This is a genomic window from Legionella rowbothamii, from assembly GCF_900639985.1.
GTDB classification, from domain to species: Bacteria; Pseudomonadota; Gammaproteobacteria; order Legionellales; family Legionellaceae; genus Legionella; species Legionella rowbothamii.
In genome coordinates this window covers 24,136-43,696 of the sequence record NZ_CAAAIM010000003.1, presented here as the reverse complement: position 1 = coordinate 43,696, position 19,561 = coordinate 24,136, and the positions used below count along the sequence as shown (strand labels likewise).

Below are 19,561 nucleotides of genomic sequence, written 5' to 3'. Positions count from 1 at the left end.
GTTGTAAGCCACCAGAACTCCGTAGGGTATTTTTAATCAAAAATACAAAACATAGCATTTTGTATCAAAATGCTATATTATTCGTTTTTTTGGAGAAAAATATGGGCATTGTAAAAATTTCCGCTGAATTACATGAGGCCACTAAGCTCATGGCACGAGCGATGAGTCGTTCAATTAATTCGCAAGCAGAATATTGGATAAGAATAGGAAAACTGGCAGAAGAAAATCCAGCGATTACTTATCCTGAAATTCTCAAAATGTTAATAACTCAAGCATCCCTAGGTGAAATAAACGATGTTAGTGAAGACTGCTGAAGCAATAGAAAAAATGCGGGTTGCCGGTAAATTAGCGGCCTCCGTACTGCATATGATAGAGCCTTTTGTTGTTGCTGGTGTAAGCACTAATAAGCTCGAGCAATTATGTCGCCAATATATTATTGAGGACTTAGAAGCTATTCCTTCTACCTTGAATCATTATGGGTTTCCTGCCTGCATTTGTACCTCCATCAATCATGTGGTTTGTCATGGTATCCCTTCCGATAAACCGCTTAAGGAGGGTGATATTATTAACATTGACGTTACGGTGCAAAAAGATGGGTACATCAGTGATACCAGCAAAATGTTTCTGGTGGGCACGGTCAAACCCTTTGCTAAAAGACTGGTGGAAGTTAGCCAAGAATGCTTGTATAAAGCTATTGACCTTGTGCGTCCAGGAACCCGGGTTGGTGATATCGGCAGTATTATCCAAAAACATGCGGAGCGAAACGGGTATTCAGTGGTACGGGAATATGGCGGGCATGGAATTGGCAGGTCCATGTGGGAAGAGCCTGAAGTAATGCATTATGGTAAAGCGAACACTGGGCTTGAATTACAAGCAGGAATGACCTTCACCATTGAACCGATGCTTAATCTGGGGCGTAAAGAAATCAAAACATTAGGGGATGGTTGGACAGTTGTCACAAAGGATCATAAATTGTCGGCGCAATGGGAGCATACCATTTTGGTGACAGAGAGTGGATATGAAGTGCTAAGCTTAAGGCCTGAAGAGTGTTTGTAATTTAGCAGGTTGTCGCTTCTTTCGATGAACTCCTGGTTGCAATCAACCAGGCGGCATCCGATTTTAGGGTTTGTTTAAAATAAAGGAGCGGCATCGATCCTCTGCTGTTAGCCCATCCTCAGCTTCAAGTGTACGAAGGGGATCGTTATGCCCTATACCAAAGAGGGTGTTTCTAGACCGTACTAAATGGGTTACGTCTTGATCTTGAATTTTATAGCGTAAGGATATCTCTAAAGGAATAACACCATCCGGAATATTTCGCTCATCGCCCTCGAGAGAGTCCTCGTTAATAGTAATATAATCTTTGTACTCATCCGGGATTTCATCATAAAATTTTGCTACCTCAATTTCGAAATTGGCGAGCTGCAAACTCATTTTTTTCATCCACGCGTTAAAATCACTACTACCGCTATTCTTTTCCTGAAGATAAGATAATGAGGCAAAATTTGCGAAAGAACGGCCATTAAATATTCTAATGGGTGTTCCTTCCTTATAATAAGTATATGCTGTTAGGGTGGCAAAAGCGGCTCCCAATGAATGTCCCACCAGGCAAATGTTGCTAGGATCTACACCATCAGCTATTAACCGCTCTATTTGAGAAATCACATCATTAATTAAATCCAGCTCATTGCGAACTTTACCATGACTTTTAATGACATTTTTTAAATTAAAGGCAACAAAATTGCGTTGGGTTGTAGTACACATATCGTATATTTCGTTATATAAATCCTGCATACACATTCCATTGCCACAAAGATAAATAACGTATTCCTGTTCCGCTTTGGGCTTATCAATTTGCTCATTGTGAGTTAATTCCATTGTTTCTAATGAGGCGCCATCGAAACAGTCTAAAGTGTGAAAATCTATCTGTAACATTGAATTTTTATTAACTTTACTTATGAACCATGCCTCTTGAGTTAACGTATCATGTAAAAAGCTTTGATCTGTGGATAAAACCTGCGCAGGCAACACAACTTTACTAATTGAGGAACCAAAAAAATAGCTAAATGCTGCTTTTGGCCAGTTTAGTGGATTCAACAATGAGCCTGTGCCAAAAATTTTTTCCGCCCTTTTATGCGCGGTGCTTTTTGGTATTTGAAATAACATAAGCAAATGCATCCTTATTTAAGATTTAGTCTTTATTTATTACAGCATATGGTTACATTGATTTTGTTGGTGTCTGCTCTTCCTTTTCAACGCTTCGCTCATTTTGTTTATTAAAATTATCTCGCGTTTGTACGATTTGTTCTTTATATATTTGCGATGCGCTTTTTAGCTTTGTAAGATGCTCTAGCGCTCGCTCTTCTTTGTTTTCAGATAATTTCTTTTCCGCGCGGTTAATGCGAGCCGTGTCACGAAAGTAATGGTATATATCAGACAATGATTTGATGGGCTTGGCAGATTTCATCTCTTTTGCCTCATCAATTAAACGTTGAGTTACTGTCGTCTTAGAAAAATCACGTTCATGTAAAAAAGTATCGGTCTTAAGAGCATGTAGTAAATCCCTACTTTCGACCAAAGTTTGATGATCGTCCCTGTCTTGCAAAGCGCGAGCATCTGAAATAAAACCCGCTTTTTTATTTAATATAGCTTGGTTATTTACTTTAGATTCACCTTTAATTTCTACAGTTCGTGAATGCGCCGCTTCAGACTCCTCCAAAGTTTGCCCTTTTTTGTTAATAACTTGCCCTTTGAGATCATCAGATAACGAATTAAATGAGTTTTTGGATTGTGTATCTCGATATAAGAAAGCGAACTCTTTAGGCATACTTTTCGAGTCAAAGGAACGCAGTTGTGAATCAAATGTATATTTTCTCAGTGACGACTCTTGAGCATCCAGTAAGGCAAATGAATCCATATTAGATAAATGGAATAGATGATCCAAGGTAAAACGTGAACAACTATTATTATCGTATTGGATGCCTTGAACTTTATGAGATGCTATATCGGCATGTCTTAGCCAAGCAAATTTAAATTGATCTGATTTTTCTGAATCTGGATATTTATCTGCAAGTTTGTGAAACATGGTTTCCGCCGCGCTAATCCCCGACTCATCCCCCATAGCATCCACATTTAACACTTTAGCTCCGCTGTTCGTTACCTCTACATCTACAGCAGTCCAATGCGCCTTATTTACTTTTACTGCAACTTGGAATCGAATCTTTTCGCCATCATCTAATGCTTGAGCTTGTTTATAAACTGAATCAGCAAAAGTATCTAGGGCCTCTGTATTCAAGCGTTCATCTTTGTCATCACGTGCGGCAATATCTAAGGAATAACAATTTAATACGAGCCCTCTTGCAGCACGTTTTTCGACTTTCGCAGCAATCACTGCATTCACCGATGTTTGAGACCATATGCCTTCTTCTAAGCCATCATCTTTACTTTGCATCTCAAGTGCCTATAAAACATCACCCATATTGAATGATTATAGGACATTTTGGAAGAATATTTTAGCGCAGAATGCTGTGAACAAACGGTAGCCCGTCCAAATACGGGCTAGCTATTTAAGTACATTACATTAAATTACATCGGGGCTTTTCATCATCTTGTTTAGATGTTGTTGGGGAGTGTATATCGGAACGTGGCTCTATTGTTTTAAAAATACTGCATGAAGTTACAGAAAACTTTTGTGAATCAAATGATTCAGTAGACTCTATTTTTATTAAAGCAGCCTGAGTGGTTCGTGCTGCAGAATCACTTTGACGATATGCATTAATTAAGGTTTCATCAGGGGAATCCAACTGACTAGTTACCAAGCGGCTTTTATTAATTACGGCCTGGCGTATTTTTTCTAATGAAATTTCTTCTCCGAAATCATCATAAATTTCGCCCGTTCCGGTTAAAATAAGATAATACTGGTTAACTGGTATATCCATGGTTTGCGCGTGCTTCATAGCCATCAACAATGTTTGATCATCAAAGAGAACGGTTTTTAAATCAGAAGCTTGCTGCTGTTTTTCAATTTTTCCTATCATAACGTTCAACCTCACTAGTTAAATAACGCGCTTATTGTATCATATAAATACAACCCATATATCCTATTTCTCTCTCTTTTAGAAAAATTTATACTCATCCTGGATATGAAAATCTCATTAACCTAATGAGCTCAATATGCGGCTACACGCTTCGTTCTAATCAATACGCAGGGAATTTTCCTCTGTTTTTTTGAGCATTAACATCCTCCAACTCCATTGCGGCTCTAATAAGACTATAAATTTTGTTGGCGTTATTCTGAGCGGCAACAATGATGTTTGTACCTGCTGCATCCCCTGCCTTATAAGCATTTTTTAAATTATACTGGTCAATCGCTGCAACTAAGGGAGACTTATCTCCTCCTTCAAAGCCTAAGGCACAGATAATGAGATCAATATCTTGGAGCATTTTTAATTGACTGCCTTCTGGGTCTATAGGTTTAAGCTCTCGTGGCAAGGCATCAAAAAGTGATACTAAATGGCTGTCATTTTGTATTTGTTCTGCGTATCTAAATTTAGATTCTTTAACTTGCAAATCTAATTTTCCATTGTGCGGGTTCATACTAATTTTTACGGGCTCAACCAAAAATAATTCAGTACCATGAACAAATTCAACCTCTGTTTTTTTAAGTAGATTCTCATCACTAAGTGCCGCTGAAGGCATAGGATAGCTGTTGAGTATAGGGTGTTGAGGTGGCAATGGGCCACGTACTAAAATATTTAATTCGCCCAATGTGTTTTGTGCTTGATTGAAATAACGAGCTAACCAGCGAATCACATCTTGCGCAGTATCTCCGCCACCAATTACCACAATCTTTTTATTCCGTGGGTCCATGTGCGCTAAATGTTTTTTTATTAACGCTTCTTTTTCATCCAGGCCAATCTTAGGTTTCTCGATTAAGATCGATGCAATATGGTTAGCCGCCTTGAGAAAATCCGTTGCTTGCACTAATTTGGTATGTTGCGTCCGAGGAAGCTGCGAAATGACCGCAGAGTCTAACTGTCTAGGCTGTCCTGCACCAATACAAGCGGCAATAAATTGGTGCTCATTATGGCTGCTCGCGATACGTTGTCCACTGCCCTTAATGCGAAAATCACCCGTCGCATGCTCATAAAAAACTTCACTATTTAAATACAGTTCCAACCCCATATTCTGTAAGTATTTAAAATCTTCCGCCAGGTAAACTTTATCAAATTTATGCGCGGGAATACCATCAACAAGCAATCCACCCGCTTTATCCGATTTTTCATACATGCGCACATGCACCCCATCCAGCAAGGCTTTATAAGCCATTTGCATGGCCGCAGGGCCAGAACCAATAATAATTAGCTCGCGATTCTTTTTCCTAACATGTTTGGGAATGCAAAATGGGGGGGTAAAAGTCCCCATTAATTGGTCATACTCATATTTTTCATCCCAACCATCTGAAATTCCGCCACCAAAAATTAAGGCAACTTCTTCTTTTGCCCATATTTTTTTACCATCAAACCATCCTAAAGCACGGCCAAGCTGATAAAGCGCATATTCGATATCTTTTATGTATACCGGCTCTCCTGTCAATTTTCCACCACGCTTGCTGTTTGCAGGCCCTGGATTCGGGATGGTTTCAGTACATGCATCTTGACATGGAGCGGGGCAAGCTGCACCAGTATAAGAAATAAAGGGGGATTCTTGTATTTGCACCGCAAAAGCCTGGCGTAAATAATTCCATTGTGCCGTGCTCAACGTCCCCTGCTCATTAACCGGTGCGATTCTTTTTAATAGGGTATTAATAGTATTAATGCCTTTACCACTAGGACATCCGCTCGCGATTTGTTCATTCCCAGAACAAGATTGAGCACGACAACCGGAGCACCCCTGAGCATTTTTCGTCAATTCGCCAACATAAGTCAGAATGTCTTTTAAAGGTTTTAAAAGCAGATAATCCAAAGATCCACGAATGTCACGTAAACGTATTTCGACTGGATTTAATTGTTTAATCGCTGTTTTTTGTAATGCCGATATGGGAACAACATATTCAACATCGGATTTTAGTGGGCTAAGCCGGTGTAAAAACAGTTTAGCTTCTGATGTAAACACAGTATGGTTATTTTGATGCAGTAGGCTTTGCAGCTCATTAAGTTCCACACTTGTTGCCTGAGGAAGGCTGCGTATTTTTTCGATGAGCCAAACCTGCATGCCTTGGGTCAAAGTGGTATCTCTTAGATAGTAAGTTTGGATTACATCTAATACTTGTCGCCAACTTTGGATTTTATCCATTTCGCAGGGGATTAACACCTTAAAATGAGCTAATTTAAACTGCTCGATTATTTGTTTAGCAATAGCCGAATCCGTTTTCTCACAATGCTGCTTAAGCAGTGCCAAAATGACCTTTTTATAAGCGCTGCGCTCTTTGGACGACGTAATGCGTACGGAGGTAGATGGGTTTAAGTCATTATTTGGATCATAGGCAAAGATAACGCCTCCTGAAGCCCCCGTTCCCAGACCTTTGCCAACGCGTCCTAAAATCATTCCGGTGCCAGAGGTCATGTATTCGAAAGCGAAATCGCCAACTCCTTCAACCACCACTTCTGCACCTTTAAGTAAAATAGCAAAGCGATGCCCTGCGTCACCATTAACATAAATTTTTCCACCACTGGCGCCATAAAGCATGGCATTACCTGCGATGCTATTTTGGCTGGCTTCATACGTATTTATTTGTGCAGGACTGCAAAGAATTAATTCGCCCCCGGTCATACTTTTGCCGCAACCATCCTGAACAGAACCAATATGCTTTAAATGAATCGCATTAAGAAATCCATAACTTTGCCCCGCATTGCCAATGGTATTTATGCATATTTTTTGCTGTGGATTTTCTTGTAAATAGGGGGTAAGCACGCCCATAATTCGTGCTCCAAAGCTGCGGTTTTGAGTGGTGAGCGCAATGGGTTCGGAAACAAATTCATCATTAGATTGCCTCAACTGATGAATTATACGGCTGATTAATTCGTCCTCTTGGGGACGAAACGATTTTTGCTGTATTAAAGCATTAATTGACTCGCGCTTGGCTAAAATAGGAGGAAGATCGGCTCGATAAAGCAAAACCGAAAAATCATAAGGTTCGACGGACTCGGGGGAAATAAATTGTAACAAGTCCGTTCTATCTCGGAGCTCGCGCAGATGATGAAATCCCAATTCTAGTAAACGCTGTTGAATGGATGCCGCAAGGTTTACAAAATAACGTTCCGTATTTATTTGATCGCCTTTAAATAAATGCCCATCAGTTGCCACCCCTGGCTGGCAACTCAGATTACAAGTACGTTGCATTTTGCAACCCAGCGTAAGCATTGCCGTAGTGCCAAATTCAAATAGATCCGCACCTAAAATCGCTGCAATTAGCACATCATCTGCCGTTTTAAAGCCACCGCTAACCCGCAGCTGCACCAAGTCGCGCTGCTGGGTTTGGCGTAACGCCCGATTCACCTCGGCCAGACCCAACTCAGAAGGAAACCCGGCGTGTTTGATACTGGATTGTTGCGCGGCTCCCGTGCCACCAGAATTTCCGGCAATATTAATAATATCAGCCCCTGCTTTAGCAACGCCGATGGCAATAGCACCAATTCCTTGTGAAGCGACTAACTTAACAGCCACTTTGAGATCCCTTTTTACCGACTTTAAGTCATAAATAAGTTGTTCTAAATCTTCGATGGAGTAAATGTCATGGTGTGGCGGTGGGCTAATAAAACTTAAGTGGGGAAGCCCGCCTCGCTGCGCGGCAAACCTTATTGAGACTTTAGTTCCAGGTAATTCGCCTCCTTCTCCAGGTTTAGCGCCCTGTGCAATTTTAATTTCTATTTCTTCAGCGCTCAGTATTTGTGCGGCACTAACGCCAAAACGGCCTGAAGCAAACTGTTTACTACGCGTCGAAGTTAAGGCGTGGCACAGCTCATGAGGCGCCTCACCACCCTCACCTGATGCAGATTTCGCCCCCACCGCATTCATGCCCCGGGTTAGGGTTTCATGCGCACCTAGCTTATGTGGTTTTTGCGGATTAGCAACCGTTAAGGCCCCCTGACTCATGCTGCCCGCATACAACAAATTACGAATGTCTTGTTGGCTTTGTATTGGCTGCTCATTGTCTTGCGCTTTATCATTTTTGCCGACTTTAATTTTAAAATAATCGCGCAATGAAGTAGGGTTTTCATGTTGGTACGCTTCCACAGCTTGGGTGAATTTTTTAAATGCGGCAGAGGGTTTAAATTGTTCAAGATAATCAGCAGGATAAAATCCTTCTTTATTTTTAAACCGTGGATCAAGAAAACCTGCGCTTACAGAAAAGGCCGACACATCAGAAATAAAATCAGGATATCCTTTTTGATGCAGGCTTAAATGCATTTGATACAGGCTAGCCGATTGGTTTTCTTCATTCATCCATGCAGTAAACGCATTGACGATCTGCGGACCAAATCCATGTTTTACGCCATTTTTTTCTGGCATGTAATAACCTGAGCGCGGCAAAAGAATAAACTCATGATCGGGATTACTGGCTTGTTGATGCCTAATTAAAACCCCATGGGCAATCTGCTCGAGACTTACGCCTTTTAGCGGTGAATAAATTTTGGTAAAAATGGTAGATAAGCTTAAAGAGTCGCTTAATTCATTGGCCAGTGGACTCAAATCAAGACCTAAAGCAGCAACTAGTGAACCATTGATGTAATTATTAACATCGGTGATGCCCATTTTACCCATAGTTTTGAGCAAACATTTTTGCAGTGCTTCGCGATAATTAGCGCAATATACATAAGGATTATCAGGAAAAAGGGCATGTATTTTGGCATAAGCACCGCGTGGATAAACTGCTTTGGCGCCAAGAGCTAATAAGGTAGAGGCTTGGTGAGGGCCGGCGATTTGATAGGAGTCAATAGTAATTGATACCTTAAAATCCAAATGTTTTTTCTCGAGAAACTTTCTTACTACTGCCACTGCAATCAAGTCAGGAATGACGGCTCGCTGAGGGTCCGCATGACGATCACTTAAGATTAAATTCGTTATTTTTTGCTCATAAACTGCCTGTTCTACATGCTGTAAAACAGTTTGAATAGCTGTACTTAAAAGTTCATTAGCCTGCTCTATAGTGAATGAGGTTTGCCCAAAATAAACCGCAAAGCTAGTATCGATAACTTGCGAGTGAACCTGGGGGTGATATTCTATATGAGCCAATTCTTCCACGGTTAAGATAGGAGAAGCAAGTTCGATGAATTGAGGTGGCACTGTGGTATCCCCCCCACCGCCAATAAAGGTATTCAGTGAAAAACGCGACCGCTCTTTAATAGAATCTAAGGGTGGGGCGGACACTTGCGCAAATAATTGATGAAAAAAATAAGCGATGTGTGGGGGTAAGGTATGGGTATATAAGATATTAGTATCATCCCCCATTGCTGCGGTACGCTCACAACCCGTTTCCGCCATAACCCGTACCACTTGATCTTCAGCTTCATAATCCCAACCTGCCGCGTATAAAATACGCTCTAAATCTGAGCCAGTAGGCGTTTTTAAGTAATGTTCTATTGCAGCAGTTTGGTCCCTTTGCGGTAGGGAAAATACTATTTTTTGCACTTGTTGCTGAAAATAATCAAGGTGATTTTGGTGGTAACGTGCCGCTATATATTCGAGAATTTCCTCGGTTTGTAATAATTGACCTTCACAGGTTAATAATAACATGCCCCCTGGCTCAAGGTGCCCTTTTTTAAGTAGAACCCCGTCTTCTACGTTAATAAAATCATCTGAGGCTGCATACAGACGACGACGGCCTTGCTGGTCTTCAACTAAAGCCCAACGCGAAGGCCGAAGCCCCATGCTATCTAGTTTTGCTATAAAGTTTCCTGCAAAACCGGCAACGATAAAGGCAGGCCCATTGTAGGAGGTTCGCTCTAAAGACCAATATTTTAGCATGGCGTTAATTTCATCGGGAAAGTCGCCTTGATCCGGTGCTAAAAGCCGGACTACTGCCTCATCCAAAGAGAGTTGTTTCATAACGATTTGATTTGCCAGATCGGCATCTAATTGCATCGAGTCAGACAGTGCTTCGTTTGGATAAATCCCTTGGAACTGTTGCGAATTTAACTCATAAGTCATTTGTTTAGCATTACTAAATGCAGAATTTAACTCACCATTATGTGAAGTAAAATTAGGGCAAGGCTGCGCATTGGACCATTGAGGACTAGTATTCGTGGCAAACCGCGCATGCACATCACAAGCATAGGCGGTAAAATCCGGATCACGTAAATCGTGATAAACCTCTGCCAATAAAGGTGAAGGTATCATTCCTTTATAAACAACTTTTTCGCTACTCAAGCTGACAATATTGAGGGAAATTTGTTGTTCACGCGCATGATAGTAAATCGCTTGGTTCAACTCAATTAGCGTAAATTCGTTCAACTCTGAAGGCATTGAGGTATTTGTTACGAGAATGATTTGCCAAATAGCTGGCTTTTTGGTTCGGGCACGCTCAGATAATACATTGAGATTCATTGCCTTATCTAAATTTCGCCAACCAATAATTTTAAGGCCCTTGTTTTTAGCACAAAGCGTAATAAGCCTGGTTGCCTTGGTGAATTGATGTGGCTCCTGAGGTAGAAAAAACTGTCCTATGGCATAATATTTATCGTTTAAATTTAATGATAAATTGTTTGCATTTGCTACCGAAAAATCTCCATTTTTCAGTAGCTTATTAAAAAAAAGAGACGACAACCCATAAAACCTGATTCCCGAACCATCACTTTCTTGCGTTGCTATGTTATAGCCTGAGCGGTAGCTAAAACTGGTTAATACCTCTAGACCCTCTTTAACTAAGTCATGACTATTAATAGATGAGCCATCTTTTGAAAAATGAACAATTAGACTTACTCCGCACGCTGAAGAGTCATTTCGACATGATGGACTGGTACAATCCTTTGGTTTTTTTGTGACCATAAATCTCTCTTGCTCACTAAAATAGTGTTATAAATCAGCGAGAATATTGTGATTTTTAATTTCTAATCTATACATAAGAGTGGCCCTAATAAAATAGGTAATTTAAGTATAGAACTAAATGATCACCGATGGTCAAAATCTCACGAGATTAGACTTGATTTTCTAGTTACAGTGTTTTCAGCAAAGCTTCTAATCATGATATAGCCTCCTAACCTTGAGAATAAAGACCAAGTCACTGGCTTAAACATATATTGCTCGTTACTGGAGTATAAAAAAGGAGCTCGCTCGTCCTTTATACTCCAGCAGTGAATGTCATCCTGCGCAACACACCTTGAGTAATTAAAATCCCTGTACCGAGCAATGCTCATCAAAACCCAATCTAATTTAGCCTGGATGCAACGCAGTGAAATCCGGGAACTATGAGCCAGCGAATTCATTGAACATTTGATCAATGTCCTCATTGATTCATTTTTAACACTATAAGGTGATGGTTTCACATTCGAGGTCATTTAAGAGAAAACGTTATGCAATTGCTTGGGGATTATTTTTTTTATTATAGGTTAAGATATTATTTTTATTGGTTAAACAAGACTGTGCTTTCCGTTGTTTGCACTAAATAATTAAGCAACAAAGATGGATCGCTGTTTACTATGGGTATTGCCGTTTGTTTCGCATTCATGAACCCATTCGTTTCGCAGTCATCTATAAAATTGAATAACTTTTGAAAATAATTATCAATATTCAAAAATCCTATTTTTTTATCAAGCTCACCTATTTTGATGGCATTCCATGTTTCAATCGCTTCTTCCAAAGTGCCTAAGCCTCCAGGCATCGCTATAAATGCATCAGCTAACTCTTGAAGCATTTTTTTTCGTTCCTGCATTGAGTCGACTACATGTAGTTGATCCAACGTTGTCAAAGGTTTTTCTTTATCTAGAAGATGAGTAGTAATAACCCCGATTGCTTTGCCACCTAGCTCTTTCATCGTGGTTGCCAAAAGCCCCATCATCCCTAAACTTGAACCACCATAAATCAAGGTAAGATCCCTGATAACCAGCTCATGTGCAAGTTTTATAGCGGCCTGTGCAAATGATTTATTATTGCCCATGTTTGCACCAAGATAAACACAAATTGTTTTCATAACAACCTCACCCCGCCAATTTTTGCATGATAATAAAGCAAAAAAAGGTTATGGCAAGAAAAAAAATTGATTATGCTAAGCTGCATCAGGACTACGTATATACGGAGAAAAAATATCTGGATAAAAGAACAAGATAAGGCATTTCAGCCTTATCTATCTTAGAAAAACTAAAAATCCTTATCAATCTCAATTTTGAGTCTATTGTGAATGAGACATGAAATTACTTTTCTCCAGTATAAAAACCAGTAATTAAAGTAGTAAATTCAGGGGCAGAAAAATCTGGCCAATGCTCTTTGTCAAAACCAGGGGCATTTTTTAATTGTTGCTTATCCACATTCAGAATAAAGTGATCATCCTGATTATCATATAAAAACAATTGCCAAGGAATCGCAAAATATTTATTTCCGAATCCTAAGAGGCCGCCAAAGTCTAAGACTAAATAACTTACTTCACCAGATTGTTTATCAATAACTACTTCTGCAATTTCACCTAAATTTTCATTTGCTGGATTCGTTACTTTTGCTCCTGTAATTTCACCAGATTTGACAATTCCTCTATTTTCCATGATGACTCTCCTTGCTCTAGAAACTAAAGGGTTACTCATCTTAAATAATAGTAATCAGCGGATGAGAAATCAAAAAATCACTCCCCTAGAAAGTATAAAAATAACGCAAATTATTCGCTTTTCTGAACAAATAAAATACAACACCTCTGATTTAAGTCTAAACTTAAAAAGATGGAGTTTTAAAAAGGGAGTTTATGATGAATTTAATTTTATTAATTGTTTTAATCTTATTGATATTAGCATTGCTTCCTGCCTGGCCCTACAGTGTAGGCTGGGGATATTATCCTAGCGGTGGTGTTGGATTAATCCTTCTTATTTTGCTTCTTGTGGTACTTTTACGTGGTAGGCCTTAGTAAAACAACAGCTTTTCCAATGAGATAAAAACGCTACAAAACCTATAATAATACTAATAAGGAGAGGCTCAAAACCAATTAACAATTGAGTCTAATTAATGAAACTGAACATTGTTTCAGTTTCATTAGTACCACTCTATCCAGACGGTTATTAATTGAATTCCACTTCTGAAGAAGGCTGTAATCTAATATTTTAAATAGTTCCATCGTTACTTTGATCTTAGAATATTAACCCCATGTTTAAGTAATTGCTCCAACCCACTCAACTCATCTAAGCACTGTTGTACTTTTCCTGTAATTGCATAAGGCTCAGGGCTGGCAGAGGTTAAATACAATAAATCACCAAGAGTTAAATACTGAGGGCTATGAACCTCAGTAATAGTACAATACATTACCGTTTCGGTAGTTGCAGAATGGCTAACCACAAGCTGATAGATATGAACAGCAGCAGTACTTTCCTCCGTGTTCATCTTTAACTTAGCAAACTCAGGTAATTCAGTAACACCTAAAAAAGAATCTTTTTTGGTTAAAGAGAACCCCTCTTCTTTAATGGTTTGGCCAATGGAGCCCCCCTTATAAATTTTATTATGGGTCTCTTGAAGCCAATCCGGAATTGATGAAGAAAAGTGGACTATGGCACAGGTTCGCATTACCCCATGGGAATTTAAATTGGTCACACGCAAATCACCTTCTTGCAACACAATCTCCACATCATAATGACCAAATAATAAGTGAATCCGCTTACTATTAAGTAAATCCTGTAATTTGCTAAGTTGATCTAGGTCTTTAGAAGGTAGGTGTTGGTTAATTTCACTATGCTTGAATTTAAAAAAAATGTCCGGAGGTACTACTGGAAATTTTGAATACATTTATAAATAATCATTTAAAACTAAATTAGATGCATTTTAAATTTACATGATTTGTATGTAAACATTTTGGCAAAAATAGGATTGATTACTATTAAGTAAATTAATAATAAACAACCCTGCTTCTTCAGCCCGTTTGAATATCTTTAAAAAGTCAATGTCCGGGAACATCTAACACCCAACAGTTCACTTTTAATATCAATGCATTGCTCACTATTGCCACCTGAAGCAAAGCATTCGGACCAAGCATTGTCACTCGGGTTGCCTGCTTGTTCAGTAGAACTCCAATGATCTCCAACTAAGCACTTCGAGCCAATGCAGTTATCGATGAGTATAGGCAAATTATCAACCATGTTTTGTAGCGCAGGAGAGGGGCAAATCATTGCACCTGAGTCTGGGCCCATGTCGCAAATAGGAGGTAAATACCAATCTGAATACCCATTAATCACTTGTTTACAACGGCCTGCTGCATAACTTGACAAGGGAGGGATGGAAGTGGCGAAATTACTGTAATAAATATAAATGTTATTAGAATTGCACGAGCCATCTACTTTACCATTGCAATTGGATTGTCCAGGATATAATGCCGCCGGTGGGCTAGAGCTTGCATTAGGGCTTGGCGCATTAGTGGTTGACTCCTCATCAATCCCCCAAATACTTACGCCATCATCATAATTACCGGAACTATCTGCACTCCAGAGGATGCCTGTTGTTGGCGAAACCTGGTCGCTAAGGGCGGTAACTTTACCCCCAATACTTCCTGAGCTTATGGTTGTATCGTCAATAGCATACACATACCCTCCTTGATAAATACAGCCATAACTAAGTACTGCTATTTTAACGTTACTTTCGTTCGTATTACTGCCCCTTATGGTGATGATGGCATCAGCGGGCACGGTACCCGTGGTGCAAGCAGAACTTGCTGTAGTACCGGGCGTAACGGTTATGCTACACGAGCTCGCAGGTTCTAATGTTCCACTACAAGTTGATGAAGTAATGGCGGTTCCGAACGGTAGCCCAGATGATGTAACTGACACATTGGTAGCGGTCATTAGCCCATTGTTAGTAACCGTTATTTGTCTTGATTGACCTGTTAATGCCTCGTTTACATAGACACAGCCACTTGCCCCTGTTGAGCACTTAACGGAAAGTGCTAAAGAAGGATTATTTGATATTAACGTTGTTTGATTCACAGTATTAGTCAGCATAATGTTTATAGGCAATGTATTGCTGACTGAAAATAAACAATATCCATTATTATAGGGGGTGCATCCGCTCAATGAGTAGCCAGGTGTATTAATCTTTATACCTGCGGCGGGATATACGTGATTGAATATTGTTGTGCTGATGCGTAAGTTTAAAGCAGAAACCACATAATTTTGGCACGATAATGGTCCTTTGCCATTAAGACATAGGGTTATACTCACCTGAGATGCGGGACCAGTCGCAGAAACGTTAAAAAAATGTCCGCTTCGCGCCGCTGCTGTTTGATTTACCACCAATGCCAATAGAGCACTAAATGAAATAAAAGTACGTCTTAAGGCATTGTGTCTACCTAATCCTAAAAATAGCATGTGATATCCTTATCATTTTTAAATATTATGGAAGCAAGCGACCGTTTGTTTCTCCACCTCATAATTATCGTTTTAAATTCAAAACTCAAGGCTTATTTGCTAGACGGCGACCTACCAAAAATACGTTTATCGCAGTATTATGCACTATTTTTGTGGACTACATTCTGATCAGTTACCAATAATGGAGATAATGAATTGGCAATGCTAATGAGATTTTCACTGAAAGCTCCCATGGAAGCCTGGGCTCAGTTTTTTTTAATTGGAACTCTTCTATTCTTTCCGATGAGCTCTTCAGCGAAAAGTATTTGCCTAACCTTGTCTCTGGGAACCATAATTTTTTCACCCGGTTTTCGCTCGGATTTTATACGCCTTTTTTCTACTCACTGGTGTAAGGCAGCTTTTTTACTGTTTGGAATGGCAGTGATTTTTTGTTTATGGAGTCCTGCAAATAGTTCTCAACAGCACGTGGTGGTTGAGAAGTACAGCAAATTGCTTTATTTACCTATTCTAGTAGTTGGATTTCAAAACAGCACAACCAGACAACTTTGTTTCCATGCATTTTTATTGGCTATGCTCATTACCTGTGGCTTATCCATACTTAAATTCCAAGGCTATTTATCATCTTTTGCCTCGACTCCAGATAATGTTTTTCGTAACCATATCATGACCAGTTATATGGTTGCCTTTGCTGCATATTTATCCTTTTTATTTTGCTTTCGCCAACAAAAATATGCACGAATTGGCTATGGATTACTTGCCCTGCTATTTACGTACCAAATTCTCTTTATAAATGGGAGTCGTACTGGTTATATTATTTATTTATTACTCATGTTCCTTTTGGTGCTACAGATATGTACTTGGCGCCAAGCAATACTAGGGATAATAGCGATTAGTTCCTTGTTTACTACATGTTATTTTATCAGTCCAGTCATGAAAATGCGCGTTGATGATGTTGTCCGACAAATTAAAGGGTATCAGCATAATGAACGTAATACGGATGTAGGCATTCGCTTACAATTTCATGATTATGCTCATCAACTATTTAACCACCACCCCATAGTAGGGAATGGTACAGCTAGTTTCGCTTATTATTATGATAAAGAAAGGCCTGTCGATTTTTCCATCTGGAAAACAAAAACCTTATTAGAGCCACATAGTCAATATTGGTTAATAGCGGCTGAGTTTGGTTTATTAGGTATTGCAGCCCTGTCGTACTTTTTTTTCTCATTACTTCAGGCAAGCTGGCGATTACATAAGATGAAATTTATGGCCTGTGCAATGCTGGTTCCATTTGCGATAGGAAATTTATCAGATTCGTTACTCTTTTATTCCGGCTCTGGTTATTTTTTTATTCTATTCATGGCGATGTTCCTTGGAGAAGAGTTTGAATACAATAAAAGAGACGTTGCGGACGGGCAAATTGCCACGGCTTATGTATAGCGAAAAGAGATAGGTAACCGTTACGAGAAATTTTAAGATAGTGTATATCTTGAGGTTCAGCCACTAATTGAGCATTTTTATGCATCCCTTGGTCAAACCACAGGAATTCGGAAGTAGTGTGCTTTGCCATGTAAAACTTAAGATTAATTGAAAGACTTGCCTTCGGATATGTAAATTTCACAATGACGGTATTTTTATATAGAAGTAAGCAATTACATACCTCATGAGCGCTTACCAATTATATTAAAACTCCCGACCAATCTTATTCATTCCCCCCAAATTTCTCTGCGGTTATGCTTCCCTCACTTGTAATACCCTCTCGTATCAAAACTTTTTTAACGGTTAAAAGTAGAATTTTTACATCCAGCCATAAAGAATGATTATCTACATACCAAACATCCAAATCAAACTTCTCGTTCCATGCTAAAGCATTACGGCCATTGATTTGAGTCAAACCAGTAATGCCGGGTTTGAGTTCATGCCGCCTTTTCTGTGTTTCGTTATAGAGAGGAAGATATTCAACTAGTAAAGGTCTGGGCCCCACTAAACTCATATCCCCCTTAATGACATTCCATAGCTCCGGAAGCTCATCTAAACTGCATGATCGTAAAAACTTACCCAATTGCGTGATACGACAGGCATCCCCCATTATTTCACCATTGCTATCAGTTATCTCTAGCATGGTTCTAAACTTAATCATCTGGAAAATTTCCCCATGTAATCCAGGGCGATTCTGGCGAAAAAAAATAGGGCTCCCCAAGTTGCAACGAACTAACAAGGCGACTAAAAAAATGATGGGCGACAGTACGATGAGTAGCATGCAAGCAATGACAATATCAAAAATACGTTTAATCAATGGGTCCTCTCCCTTCATAGCCCCAAGAATTATATATTTGTGCCAACAAGGTAGCTATATAATTTTTTATAAATAATGGACAGTAACATTCAAAACACTACTACAAAAAAATTCAAAAGACATCGCCTGGGAAACCTGAAAAACTCTTTACAAGAATGAAGGTTTTATGAGCTAATACGCCCCAATCAGGCTCACTGCCATTAAGTTAAGGATTGGTCATCTCCGCCAGAGGGAATCTATCCCTAAAATAGCAGTGCCTCGCGGGTTCTCCCCTTGTTTGCACGTATACTATGGATAATTACAGCATGTCGAAACTAAAAATCTGTTACATACTTTCAACAACTGAAGGCGGTACTTGGGCTTTTGAACAATTGCGCGAGCTACGTAATATTTATGATTGTGACGTTTCAGTGGTATTGAGTGGAGACTCCGGCACATTGGTCGACCGTTTCAAAGCAGAAGCTATTCCAGTTCACTCTGCTGATTTTAATTTTATGCGACCTTCTGATATTTTTCATTTACCAGGTAAAATTCTAAAATTAGTCAGATTTTTACGTAAAAACCGATTTGATGTAATTCAGACGCATCTTTTTCCTTCAATGGTTATTGGTCGTATCGCCGGTTGGCTTGCTGATGTGCCGATACGGCTTTCCATGATTGCCGGCCCATTTCATTTAGAAGCCCATACTCCTCGCTGGGTAGATAAGGCCACGGCCTGGATGGATACCGCGATCATTCCTTCTTGTGAATACTCGCGGCAGCTTTATTTGAAAATGGGCGTATCCGAGAAGCGCTTAGCCGTAGTTTATTATGGCCCTGATGAACAATTTTTTGACCCTGCTAAAACCTTGCCTGCTGGTTTACGGGAAGAATTTGGTTGGCCTGCAGATACTCCATTAATTGGGATGGTTGCTTACTTTTATCCTAAGTTGGGAGCCAACCGTTGGACTCCAGAATACCTCCATGGCAAGGCAATTAAAGGCCATGAAGATTTAATTCGAGCAGCGCCCACCGTACTTCGTGAGTTTCCTAATGCAAAATTCCTTTTAATTGGAAGCGGCTGGGGAGAAATGGGAGAGGAAGTAAGGCAGTCGATGCAATCCTTAGTCGCTGAGCTCGGATTAGAAGAAAATATTATTTTTACGGGGCACCGAACTGATGTTCCGCGAATCTATCGCGATCTCAATGCTTCTGTTCAAGCGTCATTAAATGAAAATTTAGGCGGTACAATCGAGGCGCTGTTAATGGAATGCCCCACCGTGGTAACTAAAGTAGGCGGGTTAGTGGATACCGTGCTTGATGGCAAGACTGGCGTACAGGTAAATCCTGCAGATCCTGAGGATCTTGCAACTGGAATTTTACGATTAATACGTGATCCTGAGGCTGCCAACTTATTAGGAAAAGCTGGGCGTAAATGGATGCTGGAGCGATTTACTCTCGCATCAACCGTGAAGGATCTTCATAACTTGTATCAAGGTTTTTTAAAAACTGCTGCCAAAGGTTATCGATTATCCACCACTTTGGCTCGTTTCTTCCTTGCAGGTATATTGGGCTTTTTTGTAGTAGCACGATTTTTCTTTTTAGATATATGGTTTCTTCCTCGTTGGACACAAGGTTTTTGGCATCCAAGAATGTTACGCTCTCGTTTCTATTCATTTGCTGGACGTATACTGGCTCGAATAAGCTGGCGTTCTCGTTTCCATTCCATGGTTGGACTAATATTGGCCCGAGTAGATTGGCGTCCCTGGAAAAAATAAATCTGTTGGTGTGACGACGGCAGGCT

General features: G+C 39.8%; 14 protein-coding genes. 5 read left to right on the top strand and 9 right to left on the bottom strand.

What is annotated here, in order from left to right; translation table 11 throughout:
- Nucleotides 1-101: 101 nt before the first annotated feature.
- Nucleotides 102-314 carry a ParD-like family protein gene (locus tag E1P08_RS06975; protein WP_133136313.1) on the top strand — a complete coding sequence of 71 codons (213 nt, stop codon included), beginning with the start codon at nt 102-104 and terminating at the stop codon, nt 312-314.
- Complete coding sequence (gene map, locus E1P08_RS06970; protein WP_133136312.1) at nt 295-1,056, top strand: type I methionyl aminopeptidase; 762 nt, start codon at nt 295-297, stop codon at nt 1,054-1,056. Before E1P08_RS06975 ends, map begins: the two co-directional genes overlap by 20 nt.
- Nucleotides 1,057-1,119: 63 nt before the next feature.
- Here map and E1P08_RS06965 read toward each other — a convergent pair whose 3' ends face one another.
- The 6 genes from E1P08_RS06965 to E1P08_RS06940 all read right to left on the bottom strand — a co-directional run bounded on the left by E1P08_RS06965 (nt 1,120) and on the right by E1P08_RS06940 (nt 12,689).
- Nucleotides 1,120-2,163, bottom strand: a complete 1,044-nt coding sequence (locus E1P08_RS06965; RefSeq protein WP_165485116.1) for a lipase family protein — start codon at nt 2,161-2,163, stop codon at nt 1,120-1,122.
- A gap of 52 nt (nt 2,164-2,215) precedes the next feature.
- Nucleotides 2,216-3,448 carry a hypothetical protein gene (locus E1P08_RS06960; protein ID WP_133136310.1) on the bottom strand — a complete coding sequence of 411 codons (1,233 nt, stop codon included), beginning with the start codon at nt 3,446-3,448 and terminating at the stop codon, nt 2,216-2,218.
- 124 nt (nt 3,449-3,572) lie between these two features.
- A complete protein-coding gene (locus E1P08_RS06955; protein WP_133136309.1) occupies nt 3,573-4,034 on the bottom strand; it encodes a hypothetical protein in 462 nt (153 codons plus the stop codon).
- Nucleotides 4,035-4,194: 160 nt separating this feature from the next.
- Nucleotides 4,195-10,983 carry a glutamate synthase-related protein gene (locus tag E1P08_RS06950; protein WP_133136308.1) on the bottom strand — a complete coding sequence of 2,263 codons (6,789 nt, stop codon included), beginning with the start codon at nt 10,981-10,983 and terminating at the stop codon, nt 4,195-4,197.
- Between the two features lie 574 nt (nt 10,984-11,557).
- Entirely contained in the window at nt 11,558-12,124 is a 567-nt protein-coding gene (locus E1P08_RS06945; RefSeq protein WP_133136307.1) for an LOG family protein, read from the bottom strand.
- A 220-nt stretch (nt 12,125-12,344) separates the two neighbouring features.
- Nucleotides 12,345-12,689, bottom strand: coding sequence for a PRC-barrel domain-containing protein (locus E1P08_RS06940; RefSeq protein ID WP_133136306.1), 345 nt, complete (start codon nt 12,687-12,689; stop codon nt 12,345-12,347).
- Between the two features lie 194 nt (nt 12,690-12,883).
- Here E1P08_RS06940 and E1P08_RS06935 point away from each other — a divergent pair, with 194 nt between their 5' ends.
- On the top strand, nt 12,884-13,042 hold the full coding sequence (locus E1P08_RS06935; RefSeq protein ID WP_423202207.1) for a DUF3309 family protein: 159 nt from the start codon (nt 12,884-12,886) through the stop codon (nt 13,040-13,042).
- Between the two features lie 209 nt (nt 13,043-13,251).
- Here the strand turns inward: E1P08_RS06935 and E1P08_RS06930 are convergent, their stop codons facing one another.
- Nucleotides 13,252-13,911: a hypothetical protein gene (locus E1P08_RS06930; protein ID WP_133136305.1), complete on the bottom strand. Its 660-nt coding sequence runs from the start codon at nt 13,909-13,911 to the stop codon at nt 13,252-13,254.
- A 143-nt stretch (nt 13,912-14,054) separates the two neighbouring features.
- A complete protein-coding gene (locus E1P08_RS06925; protein ID WP_133136304.1) occupies nt 14,055-15,482 on the bottom strand; it encodes a hypothetical protein in 1,428 nt (475 codons plus the stop codon).
- Nucleotides 15,483-15,689: 207 nt separating this feature from the next.
- Here E1P08_RS06925 and E1P08_RS06920 point away from each other — a divergent pair, with 207 nt between their 5' ends.
- Complete coding sequence (locus E1P08_RS06920) at nt 15,690-16,922, top strand: O-antigen ligase family protein (protein WP_165485115.1); 1,233 nt, start codon at nt 15,690-15,692, stop codon at nt 16,920-16,922.
- A gap of 262 nt (nt 16,923-17,184) precedes the next feature.
- Here E1P08_RS06920 and E1P08_RS06915 read toward each other — a convergent pair whose 3' ends face one another.
- On the bottom strand, nt 17,185-17,778 hold the full coding sequence (locus E1P08_RS06915) for a sugar transferase (RefSeq protein ID WP_278042462.1): 594 nt from the start codon (nt 17,776-17,778) through the stop codon (nt 17,185-17,187).
- 305 nt (nt 17,779-18,083) lie between these two features.
- Here E1P08_RS06915 and E1P08_RS06910 point away from each other — a divergent pair, with 305 nt between their 5' ends.
- The gene (locus E1P08_RS06910) at nt 18,084-19,535 is read left to right on the top strand and encodes a glycosyltransferase family 4 protein (RefSeq protein WP_133136301.1); all 1,452 of its coding nucleotides are present in this window, start codon (nt 18,084-18,086) and stop codon (nt 19,533-19,535) included.
- The last annotated feature ends 26 nt before the right edge of the window (nt 19,536-19,561 follow it).

Coding starts and splice junctions, on each gene's coding strand:
- E1P08_RS06945 (WP_133136307.1), bottom strand. CDS start 12,124: ATGAAAACAATTTGTGTTTATCTTGGTGCAAACATGGGCAATAATAAA.
- E1P08_RS06965 (WP_165485116.1), bottom strand. CDS start 2,163: ATGTTATTTCAAATACCAAAAAGCACCGCGCATAAAAGGGCGGAAAAA.
- E1P08_RS06940 (WP_133136306.1), bottom strand. CDS start 12,689: ATGGAAAATAGAGGAATTGTCAAATCTGGTGAAATTACAGGAGCAAAA.
- E1P08_RS06930 (WP_133136305.1), bottom strand. CDS start 13,911: ATGTATTCAAAATTTCCAGTAGTACCTCCGGACATTTTTTTTAAATTC.
- E1P08_RS06955 (WP_133136309.1), bottom strand. CDS start 4,034: ATGATAGGAAAAATTGAAAAACAGCAGCAAGCTTCTGATTTAAAAACC.
- E1P08_RS06960 (WP_133136310.1), bottom strand. CDS start 3,448: ATGCAAAGTAAAGATGATGGCTTAGAAGAAGGCATATGGTCTCAAACA.
- E1P08_RS06910 (WP_133136301.1), top strand. CDS start 18,084: ATGTCGAAACTAAAAATCTGTTACATACTTTCAACAACTGAAGGCGGT.
- E1P08_RS06920 (WP_165485115.1), top strand. CDS start 15,690: ATGAGATTTTCACTGAAAGCTCCCATGGAAGCCTGGGCTCAGTTTTTT.
- E1P08_RS06935 (WP_423202207.1), top strand. CDS start 12,884: ATGATGAATTTAATTTTATTAATTGTTTTAATCTTATTGATATTAGCA.
- E1P08_RS06925 (WP_133136304.1), bottom strand. CDS start 15,482: ATGCTATTTTTAGGATTAGGTAGACACAATGCCTTAAGACGTACTTTT.
- E1P08_RS06950 (WP_133136308.1), bottom strand. CDS start 10,983: ATGGTCACAAAAAAACCAAAGGATTGTACCAGTCCATCATGTCGAAAT.
- E1P08_RS06975 (WP_133136313.1), top strand. CDS start 102: ATGGGCATTGTAAAAATTTCCGCTGAATTACATGAGGCCACTAAGCTC.
- map (WP_133136312.1), top strand. CDS start 295: ATGTTAGTGAAGACTGCTGAAGCAATAGAAAAAATGCGGGTTGCCGGT.